This is a genomic window from Alteromonas sp. 4NH20-0104 (assembly GCF_057547795.1).
Window position 1 is genome coordinate 49570 of the sequence record NZ_BAAJLP010000033.1, and the last position, 14911, is coordinate 64480.

The window sequence follows — 14911 nt, forward strand, 5'->3', positions numbered from 1 at the left end:
ATTAAGGTCTGACTATGACACCGCTTAAAATTGCCATCACGCCAGGTGAACCTGCTGGCGTGGGCCCCGATCTGGTTATTGAGCTGGCCCAGCAGGAATGGCCGGCTCAGTTGGTTATCTTTGCCGACGAAACCATGATGCAAGACCGCGCCGCAGCGTTGAACATACCGCTGAAGTTAACCCCCTATACCCATGGTGAATCGCGAATTCAGTCGCAAGGGGAACTGTTTATCCAGTCGATTCCTACGGCAGTTCCCGTGGAACCCGGCGTACTGAACAGCGAAAACGGTCACTACGTGGTAGAGACGCTGCGCCAGGCCTGCCAGGCGAACATTGAAGGGGATTTCGATGCCGTGGTTACCGGGCCGGTCAATAAGGGCATTATCAATAAAGCCGGTATTTCCTTTAGTGGTCATACCGAGTTTTTTGCCCACCAGTCCAACACCATTGATGTGGTGATGCTGCTGGCTACTGACGGATTAAACGTTGCACTGGCCACTACTCATATTCCACTGGAGTATGTCTCACGGGCGATAACCCGCGAGCGCCTGCACAAAGTGATTCATATTATTCACACCGATTTAAAGCTGAAGTTCAATATTACCCAACCGCACATTTACGTGTGTGGTCTGAATCCGCATGCCGGCGAAGACGGTCACATTGGCCGGGAAGAAATTGAAACCATTTCACCAGCGCTGGATGAACTGCGCGAAGAAGGTATTCACCTCACCGGGCCATTGCCTGCCGACACCATCTTCCAGCCCAAATACCTGGAAGATGCGGATGTGGTACTTGCCATGTACCACGACCAGGGCCTACCCGTGCTAAAATATAAAGGCTTTGGTGCCTCGGTGAACATTACGCTTGGTCTGCCGTTTATTCGCACCTCAGTAGATCATGGTACTGCCCTGGATCTGGCCGCTAAAGGTCAGGCAGATAGCGGCAGTTTTACCAAAGCAATGAATAAAGCAATCGAACTGGCTTATCATCAACAATGAATAAAACCCATTTAGGTCATACCGCCCGCAAGCGGTTTGGCCAAAACTTCTTAAACGACACTTTTGTTATTGAGCAAATTGTCGATGCCATCAACCCTCAGGACGGTGAAAACCTTCTGGAGATCGGCCCCGGACTGGGTGCACTGACCGATCCAGTCTGTGAGCGGGTTAACGCACTGACCGTCATTGAGCTGGACCGCGACCTGGCTAAACGCTTGCGTCAGCATCCATTCCATGGCAGCAAACTCACCGTTGTGGAGCAGGATGCGCTGACTGTTGATTTTAACGACCTGGCCAGGCCCGATGCGCCGCTTCGGGTATTCGGTAACCTGCCGTACAACATTTCCACACCCATTATGTTCCATCTGTTTTCCCACGCCGGCATTATTGGCGACATGCATTTTATGCTGCAAAAGGAAGTGGTAAACCGTTTGGCGGCCAGCCCGGGGAATAAAAATTACGGCCGATTGTCGGTGATGGCGCAGTATTACTGTAGCGTTCAGCCCGTACTCAATGTACCGCCGGGTGCTTTTGTTCCGCCGCCCAAAGTGGAGTCTGCAGTGGTCCGCCTGACCCCCCATCGCACCCCGGTGGTTAAGGTCAGTGAAGTAAAAATGCTTGAACGTGTTTGCACGATGGCGTTTAATCAACGTAGAAAGACCATACGTAATAGTCTGAAAGACTGTATTAACGAAGCACAGTTAGAAGCGCTTGGCCTTGATCCAACCCGACGGGCTGAGACACTGTCGCTCGATGATTTTGCAACCGTTGCGAATTGGGTGAGTGAACATGACAGCACCGAAGACCGAAAATAATCCGGCCGAACTGGTTACCGTTCGGGTAGTCACGCGGCATTTGCCTGAACATTTACCCTCAGACAGTGACAAGTACGCCTTTGCGTATCAGATTACCGTAATGAATCATAATAGCTTTGCGGTGATACTGACTCACCGCTACTGGCTGGTAACTGATGCTAACGGCAAACAAACTGAAGTCAGCGGTGAAGGTGTGGTTGGCAAACAGCCTACCATTGAACCCGGTGACAGTTTTCAGTACACCAGTGGCTCCGTTATCGACACGGAAGTAGGCACTATGCAAGGGTATTACGACATGAAAACCGCTGATGGCGATGTATTCAGAGTGCCCATTGAGCCATTTCGCCTCGCGCTACCTAATATCATCAACTAATCTACTGATATGGCATCATACGTAATTGGCGACATTCAGGGATGTTACGCCGGGCTTCGCCGTTTGCTCGACAGCATCAGTTTTGAACCTGGCCGCGATAACCTTTATGCGGTGGGCGATCTCATTGCCCGCGGTGAAGACTCGCTGAGTACACTGCGTTATCTGCGCTCACTAGGCAGCAGTTTCTATAGTGTTCTGGGCAATCATGATCTGCATTTTCTGGCCGTTTCTCAGGGCATTAAGAATCCCAAGCGCAGCGATAACCTGGAACCTTTAATAAAAGCTCCGGACATGGCGGCGCTGACCGACTGGCTCAGGCAATGGCCACTAGCCATGGCTCTGGATGCACAGCACACCATGGTCCATGCCGGTTTATACCCGGGCTGGTCGACAACGCAGCTCATTGCTTACAGTAAAGAAATCAGCGATGAGCTAAAAAGTGTTAAGTGGCGGCAACTGCTCGAAAACATGTACGGCGATGGCCCGCCCAAATGGAACCAGAAACTCAGCGGTAAACAGCGCCAACGCTTTATTATCAACGCCACCACCCGCATGCGCTTTGTGCGCCCTTCGCTGGCGTTAAATCTTACCGAAAAATCAGCTCCCAAAGATGCACCTACTTCATTGCGCCCTTGGTTTGACGTGTCTAATCAGCAGCTGCAAGCCAATGAAACCATTTTGTTTGGCCACTGGGCTGCCCTGCAGGGAAAAACCTCTTCTGCGCAATTCATTGCTTTGGATACCGGCTACGTGTGGGGAAATACCATGACCCTGTGGCATAAGGAATCCGGCGAATACATTTCTGTATCAGCGTAATCGTCTGTCACCGACTATAATAATGGGCAACCATTAACAAAATCATTTAACTATTGGCCATTACGACCGATAAAAACACCAGGATTGATATAAAAATCCGCTGAAAAAGTTCTAATACTTTTGTATCAGTTTTAAAAGATTGGTATAACTAAACTTGCGGGAGGAAACAGCTCTCCTGTTACAGATTACCCGGTTTTATTGCGTGCTTTGAGGGGATGCAACGCTGCAATACCAAAGAAACCGGTTAACACCAGACTCCGAACAGGCACAGTTCATATTTGTTTGGAATACCAAAACTATAATAATGCTCTGGGAGCTACAATGAATTTAACGGTAAAAGCGCGGGTTATTCTCGGCTTCTTCACGATAAGTGTGCTGCTGCTAATCATCAGCGGAGTGTCTCTGTTTAATCTGCGTTCATTACAAAATGATGTAGGCGAAGTAAATACGGTGGCAGTCCCCACAGTAATCGGCAGTAATACGCTTAAAGCCTCATTTCTGAACATGGGGCGTTTGGTTTTCGAAGCTTATGTGTCTGATGAACTCTCAACAGTTAACGAAAAGCAAACACAGTTCCAGGAAGCCAGTCAGAACTTTACCAATGCCTATAAAGCCCTGGCAACAACGGTAAAAAACGATCCCAAACTCAGTGCCGCTTTACAGAATGTAAACGGTATCTCACAGGATTACCTGTCTACGGTTAACGGCTTGTATGCCAGCCACAACAACTATTTATCCCGCCGTAATGATGTGGAAAACCGTTTGATGGATTTGGAAGATAACGCCGATGACGCTTCCACCTACCTTCTTGATTTCAGTGATTTAAGGGAAGTACAAAGCAATACTAATCTGCGTCGCGCTTCCGAGCTCGGTGGCGAACTGGAAACCCGTTTGCTGACACTCATTACGGTTACTTCAGATTACATCAAAACCCAGACACTGGTGCGTGCTGATACGCTTGGTAACGAAGTGCAGTTCGCCGTGGATGCGATTCACGAACAACTTGATGCCATGCTGAGTGCAGCCAATGGCCAGGACTCGTCTGGTACACTGGAAGAAGTAGAATCCCTGGTAGACGACGCTATCGATGCCGTAACGGGCAGTGACGGTGTGGTGCAACTGCATGTTTCACGTTTGGAACTGCGCAACCAAACCGAAAAAGCCCTGGGCAAATCTGAAGAGATGGCGGCCAGTGCCGTAGGCGAACTTGAGCAGTTACTGAATCTGACCAATGCCAAAGTGAAAACGCTGGAAGAACAGGTTACCAGCAACGTCAGCTTTGGTACCACGCTGGTACTGGTTATTGTAGTAGCCTCGCTGGCCATTGCGTTCCTGACCGGTTACAAAACCGTTAACGCGATTACGGTGCCGCTTAAGAAAGTCAACGACCTGCTGAATATCGCCTCCTCTGGCGATCTGACCCATAACCTCGACGACTCCAGTCAGGATGAGTTTGGGCAGTTAGCGAAAAACTGTAATAAGCTGATACTCAGTCTGAAAGAGCTGATCCGCGGCATTAATGTGCGCGCAGAGCAGCTGGCGGCGGCATCGGAGCAAACTTCAGCGGTTACCACGCAAACCACCAAATCGATTCAGGATCAGAAAGCACAAATCGGTCTGGTGGCTACGGCGACCACTGAGATGCATTCCACTTCACAGATGGTCTCGCAAAATGCCGAAGATACCTTGCTGGAAATCCGCAATGCGGATCAGGAATCGAACAAGGTACGCGATATTTCACTGGAGAACAAAGCCACCATTGAAGTACTGGCCCGCGATGTTGAAGATGCCGCTCAGGTTATTCATAAGCTTCATCAGGACAGCGCCAGCATTGGTAGCATCCTGGATGTTATCCGTGGTATCGCCGATCAAACCAACCTGCTGGCACTGAATGCGGCAATTGAGGCAGCTCGTGCCGGTGAACAAGGCCGGGGCTTTGCAGTGGTAGCAGACGAAGTGCGCACACTGGCCAGCCGAACGCAGGAGTCAACGCAGGAAATTAATGCCATGATCGAAGTCCTGCAGGAAGGGGCAGAAAAAGCCGTATCCGTTATGGACCAGGGCAAGCAACAAACCGCCAAATGTGTTGAGCAAACCGAACTGGCTACCCAGGCGCTGGATATCATATCTGAAGCCGTTAAACGTGCCCACGATGTGAGCAGTCAGATTGAACAATCGGCCCGTGAGCAAAACCTGGTATCACAGGATATCTCTGAGAAACTGGAAACCATCGTCGGTATTGCAGAAGAAACTACGGTTGGCGCACAGCAAACGTCAGATTCAAGCGAAGAAGTCGCCCGTCTCGCCGAAGAACTGCAAAGCTCAATCCGACAGTTTAAGGTGTAAAAACACTAAAGTGTTTTTACATCCCGGAAACGCCAAAGGCGTTATCCGGGATCCCCTTAACAGGCTGACTAACCTTAACATCCTAGTGTTTTTACATCCCGGAAACGCCAAAGGCGTTATCCGGGACCCCCTTCCCTGATATCGTGGGTCTAAAAAGAACGACATAAAAAGCGGGCTGTTTTAAACGAGTCACGCTGCCCAGGAGATACCGGCTCGAGGGCCGGTATGACGGTTATGAATTAAACCGCCAGTATACTCGTTATAACAAAGTACTTTTGACCTCCTCACATCCCGTCATCCCGGAATTTTCGCAGAAAATATCCGGGACCCCCTTCCCTGATATCGTGGGTCTAAAAAGAACGACATAAAGAGCGGGCTGTTTTAAATGAGTCACGCTGCCCAGGAGATACCGGCTCGAAGGCCGGTATGACGGTAATGAGTTAAACCACCAGTATGCTCGTTATAACAAAGTACTTTTGACCTCCTCACATCCCGTCATCCCGGAATTTTCGCAGAAAATATCCGGGCCCCCCTTCCCTGATATCGTGGGTCTAAAAAGAACGACATAAAGAGCGGGCTGTTTTAAACGAGTCACGCTGCCCAGGAGATACCGGCTCGAGGGCCGGTATGACGGTTATGAATTAAACCGCCAGTATGCTCGTTATAACAAAGTACTTTTGACCTCCTCACATCCCGTCATCCCGGAATTTTCGCAGAAAATATCCGGGACCCCCTTCCCTGATATCGTGGGTCTAAAAAAAAGACATAAAGAGCGGGCTGTTTTAAATGAGTCACGCTGCTCAGGAGATACCGGCTCGAGGGCCGGTATGACGGTTATGAATTAAACCGCCAGTATGCTCGTTATAACAAAGTATATTTGACCTCCTCACATCACGTCATCCCGGAATTTTCGCAGAAAATATCCGGGACCCCCTTCCCTGATATCGTGGGTCTAAAAAGAACGACATAAAAAGCGGGCTGCTTTGGGTGAGCCAGCCTGTTTAGCCGATACCGGCTAGCTTACGGCTTAATCCTCAATATTACTGCGCCAGATGCCTATAACGCTTAACCAATCGTATAATTTACACAATGTGACGCTCCATTGAACGTTATTCACTGTCTGCTTATCTTATTCAGCTCGTGTTTGAGCCAATTTATAGCTACCTTTACGCCGCTAATCAGTGCATTTACGGGTATGCAAAAACAATTACATAGCAGCCCGGCTACGCCTTTTAATCTGCCAGACATAGAGCAGAACAAGGCAAATCGGCGGCGTACCTAAAACTATTCACGCTCAGCCTGACCACTGACTAAGTACCTATTGCCTGAAAACGACCGTTATTTTTTGTTGTTCTTCTTTGAAGGGAATTTAATGTCTAGTGATACCCGAAGAGGCCGCAGGGGCCTCAAGGCAGTCGGTACCTCGTATAAACTATCGTTACTCTCTGTTGTTATGACCACGCTTTCCGTGTCGATTTCCGGCGCGACTGTTGCTCAAACCACTGCAACGCCCGTTGCACGCCCCTCTGATGATGCGACCAATCAGAGCGCCAGGGAGCGGGACAGAATCTTACTCAAGCGCAATCCCATTGCTTCTGAATATCAGGGTAACGACACACCCGGGCGCTTTTTCAGCGCCGTAACAGATGCCGAAGGGGTGGATTTTCGTGGCCAGTTTCGCTTACCCACAGGACTGGCCGATGCTCACACTGCAGAAATTGAAGCCAACCTGAGTTACCAGGACGTCGCCCGCGACTACACACCGGGCGGCAGCCTTAAACTGGCAAAAGGTTTTGACCGCTGGCGGCTCCAATTCAGGGCGCAAAAAAATAGCCTGGAGCGGATTGTCGATTTTTATGAAGCCCGCTGGCTGGCCATTGAAGCACCAGGCGCTGAAGGCCAGCAGGCCTTATTGCTGGGCTTCCCTCGTTACAGTCAGGACAGTTTCGATACCACCAGCACTAACATGCAATGGCGTGCCGATTATGTACTGTCTGAACAGACTCAGTTTAGTTACGAAGGCATGTCTACCAACTACGACGATATTGCCACCCGCAACCGCCTTGAATACCAGATTGGTGCGGGGGAGATTGAAAGCGCCGTACTGGATAATGATGGCACCACTTTAAGTGATGTCGGTGTGTCACAAGCCCGTATTCGGCGGTATTTCCACCGCATGGAAACTGCCAGAGATATTCATCGCCATCGCCTTGGCATGAATTACGAAACCGACACCAGCGCGTTTGAGGCCGGCTTGTACTACAGCCGTTGGGTAAATGAACGCCTCTGGCTGCCGTGGAACTTTGTCGATCAGGGTCTCAGCGCTAATTATTCGATTGATAATCCATACCTGCCAACTACCACGGTGACGAACGCCGATGTATTCAATACCAGTGAATCGTGGTTCGCCAATTACCGGCCAACGCTAACAACGACCACCGACACGGATTACGCCTTTATAACTGACTGGAGCCAGCAATTTCACCTGGCCGGGCGGCCGGTCTGGTTAGGCAGCGGTGTTACCTGGCGCAACAAGGAGCGCAATAACGAAAACTACCGCTCTGTATTCACCGCAACCGACGACAGGTTCAGCCTCACAGAAGTCCTTGGTAATCATCAACCAGTGTCGATTATGGAAGACAGAACCACGATCCCCGCAGGGATGGATCTGTTACTGGGTGAGCCCTATCTGGCGGCTAATCCCGGTCAGTTTAATTTTAATCCGGCGCAGTCTTTTCTGGAGTCAATTCAGGATATTTACACCAGTGAAGAAACCGTTAGCTCAGCCTACGTCGACGCTTACCAGCAACGCGATGCCTGGTTCTGGCGCCTGGGTTTGCGTTTTGAAAAAACCGAGACTCACACTCGTGGTGCGGTGAGCGGGCCAACAGAAGCCGGGATTGCCGAGCTTGGCGACCCGATTACGGCAGTCACCGTGGCCGGCCAGACCATCGAAGAAACCTTCGATCATTTTGATGCCGCGTTTGTGGAAGGAGGCAACCGTTATGAACACTGGCTGCCGTCACTGGAACTGCGCTTTCAGTTGTCGTCTTCCACCCGTTTGAAATTTAATTATTTTGAACAGTTAATGCGGCCACAATACTTTGACACAGTGCGTTACCGGCGTATCAACCCACCCACCCGAACCATTACCGAAGGCTCACCGGATCTCCTTGCCACGACCATCGTAAACTGGTTTGCCGGTATTGAATATCAGCACGAGCAAGTGGGAAAACTCTATGCCGGGCTGTATTACAACGATATCGCTGATTTCTTCTATGACTCCAGAGTCACCGAAGAACTCGAGGGGATTGTGTACGATGTTACCCGGGTCGAAAATGGCACCGATGGCTTTATTCGCGGCCTGCAAACCTACTGGTCACAGCAGTTTACGCAAACTGCACTGGCGCTGATTGAAATTAAGGCTTCCTATACTTACTCCGATACTGAAGCCAACCTTGCAAACCGCACGATTGCTATGCCTGAACGGGCTGAGCACCGCCTGATGGTGAACCTGCTGGTGAAGCATAACCAATGGCAGTACAGCACGAATCTGGCCTGGCAAAGTGAAGCGCTCGATGATGTTGGGGCGGATGCCCAACAGGACACCATCAGAGAAAAAGTCCTGGTCTGGGATCAGTCTTTCAGCTGGCGATTTAACCAACATTTGAGCGCCCGGTTCAGCCTGAATAACATACTGAATTACCCGGACCGTTCTTATCTGTCGGAACAAAAACGGATCATTAACAACCTGTATAGCGGTACCACAGCTAAATTAAGTCTGCGCTATACCTTTTAGAGCGTGCACCCGGTTTTCGTCGGGTGCGGCGTAATGAAAGGATTACCAGCGGATTTTCTGGCGCTGTTGTTTGCGCTGACTATTGGCCTGCTTTGCATCTTTGCGGCGGGCCTTCACCGCCCTGCTGACCCGGGTAGGACGGCGCTTTTTCTGAACTTTGGTACTTTCCTTAATCCAGTCTACCAGCCGGGCAATGGCATCCTCGCGATTCTGCTCTTGGGTTCTGAATTGTTGCGCTTTAATAATCATGACACCATCAGAGTTAACCCGGCTGTCATTGCATTTCAGCAACTTTTGCTTAATCGGCTCTGGTAATGAAGAGCCTTCAATATCAAAGCGCAAATGAATGGCACTGCTGACTTTATTCACATTCTGTCCGCCACTGCCCTGGGCACGAATAGCCTGCAGCTCTATTTCCGTTTCGGCGATAGTCAGTGTCGACGTGATCTGAATCATAATTGCTTATCTATCCATCATTTGGTAATAGTTACAAAGGGAATAGTACCGCGTGTCGCCAAATTTTTATAGCTTATGGCTTTTTAGCTAGCCCGCATAAAAATAACAATGTTACGATAGCAAGTGGTTAAGTACTCTCCAACGAGGTCAGCTTTAGGTGTTGCGCTCCTATACAATCTTTATTTTTTTCATAAGCATAAGCTCACTTTTGATTGCCACTGAGTGTCAGTCCAAACAGCTTACCGTGCTTTATGCAGCCGAACTGCCTTTAATTAACAATCCGCCTTACGGCAGTTACGCCAACCTCGCCAGCCTGGTTGCGCAAACCAGAGAAACACAACAACCGAATCTGTTTCTTTTCGGTGGCGGTAGCCTCGCCCCCAGTATGTTGTCGTCCTTCGACCGCGGTGCTCACATTATCGATATTCTCAACACTATCGAGCCCGATGCCATGGGGGTCGCGAAACGGGAGTTTAGTTACTTTGAAGATGAGCTATCACTGCGCGCCTATGAAGCCGCCTTTCCCCTGGTATTAAGTAATGTGACTGATCCATTGACCAAGCGTGAACTTGAAGGGACATGGCAGGATATCATTCTGGAACGCGGCGATGTCAGAGTAGGCATTCTCACGGTTATCGCCAGTGGCTCGTCAGAAGAGTATTTAATGCAAAGATTGCTGATTAACTCGCCTTACGACACCATTGTAAGTCGTGCCACAGCCCTGCGGGAGCGTGGCGCGGAGCTTGTAATTCTGATGATTTCCGACGAATTGCCGTTCATCAATAAACTGTTGAACGATGCCAGCGTCGATTTAGTTTTACGTAACGATCCTTACTATGAAGAACCGGTAGCTCGCGATGAAAAACCGCTGCCAAACTACGTAATAGTCACCACCGAATCTGCCGCAGCCAGCGTCAGTATTCAATGGCCTGACGGGAAGCCGGAAAACGCTCAGTTTAAAGTAGCCACCCTGCCCCTGAGTGATTTCCCGAAAGAACCGGAAATTGCTGAGCAGGTAGCCACTTATGACAACCGAATTACGGCGCTGCTTAGCGAGCAGGTAGCCCGTCTGACCACAGAGATGGATACCAGCAGAGCCGCCGTGCGTACCCGTGAGAATGGCTTTGGCAACCTGGTCAGTGACGCATTGAGGGAAGCCAGCCATACCGACGTGGCGTTAATTAACGGCGGGGCAATCCGCGGTGAACGCAGTTACCGCGAAGGCCATTTATTAACCCGTAAGGATATCACCAGCGAACTGCCATTTCGCAACCACATCCGTGTGCTCAAAGTGGCCGGGGCCGATTTAAAATCGGCACTGGAGAATGGCGTGAGCCGGGTGGAAGATGCCTCGGGGCGTTTTCCCCACGTGTCCGGTATGCAGTTTAAAGTGCAGTTGTCCGCGGCGCCGGGCAACCGCGTTAAAGATTTAATGATAAACGGTGCGCCAATGGAACCAGACCGCATTTATTCGCTCGCGACTTCGGACTACCTGGCTATTGGTGGTGATGGGTACGAGAGCCTTAAGCGCGGTACCGAGGTCCCGTTCAGCCAGCAGGTAACGCCGCTGATCGCCGACATTGTGATCAGTGTGCTGCGCCGTCAGTCCGAGCTTTCTGCTACCGCACAAGGCAGAGTAACATTTGTCAACGGCAGAGATAGCTAAGATGACCAACGAGCAGGGACAAGCGCGCATCAAAAAAGGGTTTAAACTGACCCGGTTGTATTCCCTTTCGGGGATCATCAATTTAAGTCTGGTTACCCTGATAGTCGCCGTGATGGTGCTGGCCTACACCACCTATTCGAAGCTTTCCTCTTTCGAACAATCGTTGAATTCGATGATGGATAAATCGCTGCCCAGTGTTATTCAATCCGGCAAACTCTATTCGCAAATGAACCTGTTGCTGAGCGGCACCGAGCAATTGTCGATGGCAAATTCAGAAGCCATGCGCCGCATTGCAACGAATGCCATTACGCGTCAGATTGATGGCCTGCACAAACTGTCGCAAGAACATGAACAAACTTACCATATCACCTCACAGCTCAGTTCTGTTGAGCGGGAACTCGACGAGCTGAATCAACTGGTGAAGCAGCGCATTGCAATTAATACCAGAATTGCCCGGTTAGAAAGTCAACTCTACCACCTGCATCGTCAGGTCACTGAAGATCTCCCCGTGGGTCACTCTGCGGCCGTGAGCGCATCCTGGCAATTATTGTTTTCACGCATCATGCTGCTATCGGCAGAGCTCACCAATCTCGACCAGTTAAGCGAGATACGTCAGCGCCAGGAAGCCCTGGACAATCGTTTTAATTCACTCTCTGCGCTAGCTGATTCGTTACCCGCCGAGCAGCAACAAAGTGCGCAACTGGCCATTGCCGCCCTATCTGAAACCGTACTTCATCCTGAAACCGGATTAATCGCCTTACGCCAGTTACAGCTTAAAATTCTCGGCCGGGTTCAGGGCCGAAGTAACTTTGTGCGTAATCTTATTGCCGACTATGCCCGTTTAAACGAGTTCGAATCCCATCAGTTAAATCAGGCTGTTCTGACCCGGGCGGCGAAAACATCCAAGCTGGTTGAGCAACAGGTTAAGCAAGCCAGTTTATTGTTTATCATCCTGCTGTTTGCCTATATCGGCTTCGCCGTGTTTATCCAACGGGTAGTAGTCAATCGTTTAAAAACCCTAAACAAACAGGTACAACGGCGCTCTACCGGGCAAAGTCACAGTATTACTGTTACCGGCAATGACGAAATAACTGAACTGGCCCAAAGCTTTGAACGCTTTGCCACCACTATCGAGTTACAGAAAAATACCCTTGAAGAAATGAGCCTGCGCGATGCACTCACCGACATTGCCAACCGCCGGGCTTTTGATGATTATTATTCTCAGGCGCTCAATGTGGCAACCCGACAACGCTGGCCGCTAACCGTATTACTGATCGATGTGGATTATTTTAAACAGTACAACGACAACTATGGTCACAGTCAGGGTGATGTGTGTTTAAAGCAAGTTGCCAATCTGATTAAACAACAAATGCCCAGGAAAACCGATATTCTGGCCCGTTACGGCGGCGAGGAGTTTGCCGTATTACTGCCCGACACCGATACCCAGGGAGCGATAACGGTAGCAAAACACATTTTGGATGCATTTAAGAATGCTCAGATCCCCCATGATTTTAGTGGCGTTGCCGACCACGTTACGGTGAGTATTGGTATTTCTGTTGGCCAGCAACAGGACGGCAGTCTTACCCTGCCCTCAATTGAAGCCGCTGATAAAGCGCTATACCGGGCTAAACGAACCGGTCGTAACCGTTGGGTAAATGATGCAGATGAGGAAGAACAATAATAATAAAGGGGTCAGAGTTAATTAATTCCTAAAAATTAATTAACTCTGACCCCTTTATTTGGTTTTAGCTAAGCTTTAGCTTTTGTCGCTCTTACTCGAAGAGCTCTTTATGCAGCACGGTAACGATTTCGGTACTGTCGGATTCGTTCACCAGGAATGAAATATTGTGCGGGTTAGCACCAAAGCAAATCATTCGCAGGTTATAGTCAGACACCGCCGCAAAAATACGGCTCGATACGCCTTTACTGGTTTGCATGTGATTACCCACTACAGTAACCAAATCAAAACCATGCTCCACAGTAACGTCACAGATGGTTTCCAGCTCAGCTATCGTCTCACGATTTAAGCGCTGCGCCACGGAATTGGCCGGGTTATCCAGGGTAAAAGATACCGATATCTCAGACGTTGTTACCAGGTCTACACTGAGCTTATGCTTGGCAATAATCGCAAACACCTGCTGCAGGAAGCCCTGAGCATACATCATCTTAGGTGTTTTAACGGTGACCATTACCTGCTCTTTGCGGCGTGTCAGGGCACGAAACGGCGGCTCGTTTTCACAGTCTTTAACAATCCAGGTACCGCCTTTTTCCGGCTCTTTACTGGAGCCAACAAACACTTTGATGTCTTTACGAACTGCCGGCTCCATAGTGGCCGGATGCAGCACCTTAGCGCCAAAGGTTGCCATTTCCGCGGCTTCTTCAAAGCTAAGCTCCGGTAACGGGTGAGCCGCCGCCGTAATGCGTGGATCCGTGGTGTAAACACCGGTAACGTCGGTCCAGATCTCACAGACTTCAGCATCAATGGCTTCGGCAAGCAGCGCGGCGGTAAAGTCTGAACCACCACGACCCAATGTGGTAGTGCGACCTTCTTCGTCGGCTCCCACAAAGCCCTGTGTAACCACAATGGCATTTTCAATTTCAGGCTTCAGCAAAGCCTGAGCGTTTTCGGCAATGGCTTCCAGTTGCGGTGTCGCCGCACCGAACTCACTGTCGGTACGCAGTACCTTGCGCACATCAAAATTCATGGTCGCTACGTTCTGCTCCGCCAGTACGGCGCTGAACATCAGTGATGACATGCGCTCACCCATCGACAGCAGTTGGTCCTTGAGATCGGCGCGGTGCAGAATTTCTTCGTGAAAAGCGAGTTTCCTGACTTCTTCAAGCAGGTCATCCAGCTTAGCTGAAACACTGTCCCGGTCTTTTAACTCATTCAGAATTTTAAACTCAATATCGGTAATCGCCTGACAGACTTCGGCAATTTGTTCCTGGGTCATCGCTTTATGCGCCAGGTCGACCAGATGATTGGTAATACCTGCGGCGGCGCTTACCACCACGATACGAGTGCCTGGGTTGCCAGCAACAATGCGGGCACAGTTTTGCATAGCAGCATAGTTGGCAACACTGGTGCCGCCAAATTTTGCAATAGTTAACGCCTTACTCACGGTGTTCTCCGTTTGTACGCTGTTCAAATCAGCGTGATGGATTGACAATCAGTTGGTCGCCAACATGGACACCATGTTTAGCAAACCAGCCCTGGTTCATTTCTAGCGCGTATTTCACCACTTTTGAGGCACCTACAGACGTTAAGTCCTGTGGTTGCAGTGGTTTTATATCAGTAATCACGCCGTTTCTGTCGATAAATGCCACATCCAGTGGAACGAAGGTGTTCTTCATCCACATGCTTGCTTGTTTTTCGGGATCAAACTCAAACAACATGCCGCAGCTTTCGCACAATGTTTTGCGAAACATCAGGCCCTGCGCCCGTTGTTCAAACGTTTGGGCAAATTCCACCTGCAGTGTCATGTCGTTAATTTCTATGCGCGCAGATTCAAAATCAACAGCGTTTACGTTACAGGCACTCAGCAACAGGCCAGCGATCAGGAGTGCTGAGGCCATGAGTTTGGCGTTTATTATAGTGCGCGATCCCATTTATATTCCCTTTTAATTACCTAACATACAGAC

Annotated in this window: 11 protein-coding genes; 8 read left to right on the forward strand and 3 right to left on the reverse strand. The window is 49.8% G+C overall.

What is annotated here, in order from left to right:
• Window positions 1-14 precede the first annotated feature (14 nt).
• From pdxA to AC27IB_RS19640, 6 genes are all read left to right on the forward strand, one after another.
• Window positions 15-998, forward strand: coding sequence for a 4-hydroxythreonine-4-phosphate dehydrogenase PdxA (pdxA, locus tag AC27IB_RS19615; protein ID WP_296047672.1), 984 nt, complete (start codon window positions 15-17; stop codon window positions 996-998).
• Window positions 995-1813 carry a 16S rRNA (adenine(1518)-N(6)/adenine(1519)-N(6))-dimethyltransferase RsmA gene (rsmA, locus tag AC27IB_RS19620; RefSeq protein ID WP_296047675.1) on the forward strand — a complete coding sequence of 273 codons (819 nt, stop codon included), beginning with the start codon at window positions 995-997 and terminating at the stop codon, window positions 1811-1813. The genes pdxA and rsmA overlap by 4 nt, the downstream gene beginning before the upstream one ends.
• Window positions 1788-2186: a Co2+/Mg2+ efflux protein ApaG gene (apaG, locus tag AC27IB_RS19625; protein WP_296047677.1), complete on the forward strand. Its 399-nt coding sequence runs from the start codon at window positions 1788-1790 to the stop codon at window positions 2184-2186. The genes rsmA and apaG overlap by 26 nt, the downstream gene beginning before the upstream one ends.
• Window positions 2187-2195: 9 nt before the next feature.
• A complete protein-coding gene (locus AC27IB_RS19630) occupies window positions 2196-3002 on the forward strand; it encodes a symmetrical bis(5'-nucleosyl)-tetraphosphatase (RefSeq protein WP_296047679.1) in 807 nt (268 codons plus the stop codon).
• A 321-nt stretch (window positions 3003-3323) separates the two neighbouring features.
• Complete coding sequence (locus AC27IB_RS19635; protein ID WP_296053833.1) at window positions 3324-5348, forward strand: HAMP domain-containing methyl-accepting chemotaxis protein; 2025 nt, start codon at window positions 3324-3326, stop codon at window positions 5346-5348.
• Window positions 5349-6720: 1372 nt separating this feature from the next.
• A complete protein-coding gene (locus tag AC27IB_RS19640) occupies window positions 6721-9147 on the forward strand; it encodes a TonB-dependent receptor domain-containing protein (protein WP_487123031.1) in 2427 nt (808 codons plus the stop codon).
• A 42-nt stretch (window positions 9148-9189) separates the two neighbouring features.
• On the opposite strand, the gene arfB is transcribed toward AC27IB_RS19640, so the two are convergent.
• Window positions 9190-9603, reverse strand: coding sequence for an alternative ribosome rescue aminoacyl-tRNA hydrolase ArfB (gene arfB, locus AC27IB_RS19645; RefSeq protein ID WP_296052698.1), 414 nt, complete (start codon window positions 9601-9603; stop codon window positions 9190-9192).
• A 208-nt stretch (window positions 9604-9811) separates the two neighbouring features.
• Between arfB and AC27IB_RS19650 the strand changes: the two genes are divergently transcribed.
• Together AC27IB_RS19650 and AC27IB_RS19655 are read left to right on the forward strand one after the other, a co-directional pair.
• Window positions 9812-11269 (forward strand): bifunctional metallophosphatase/5'-nucleotidase, encoded by a 1458-nt coding sequence (locus tag AC27IB_RS19650; protein ID WP_487123033.1) that lies wholly within the window; start codon window positions 9812-9814, stop codon window positions 11267-11269.
• A 1-nt stretch (window position 11270) separates the two neighbouring features.
• Complete coding sequence (locus tag AC27IB_RS19655) at window positions 11271-12950, forward strand: diguanylate cyclase domain-containing protein (RefSeq protein WP_487123035.1); 1680 nt, start codon at window positions 11271-11273, stop codon at window positions 12948-12950.
• Window positions 12951-13041: 91 nt separating this feature from the next.
• On the opposite strand, the gene lysC is transcribed toward AC27IB_RS19655, so the two are convergent.
• Complete coding sequence (gene lysC, locus AC27IB_RS19660; RefSeq protein ID WP_487123037.1) at window positions 13042-14391, reverse strand: lysine-sensitive aspartokinase 3; 1350 nt, start codon at window positions 14389-14391, stop codon at window positions 13042-13044.
• Between the two features lie 28 nt (window positions 14392-14419).
• Window positions 14420-14878 carry a DUF192 domain-containing protein gene (locus AC27IB_RS19665; RefSeq protein WP_487123039.1) on the reverse strand — a complete coding sequence of 153 codons (459 nt, stop codon included), beginning with the start codon at window positions 14876-14878 and terminating at the stop codon, window positions 14420-14422.
• Window positions 14879-14911: the final 33 nt, after the last annotated feature.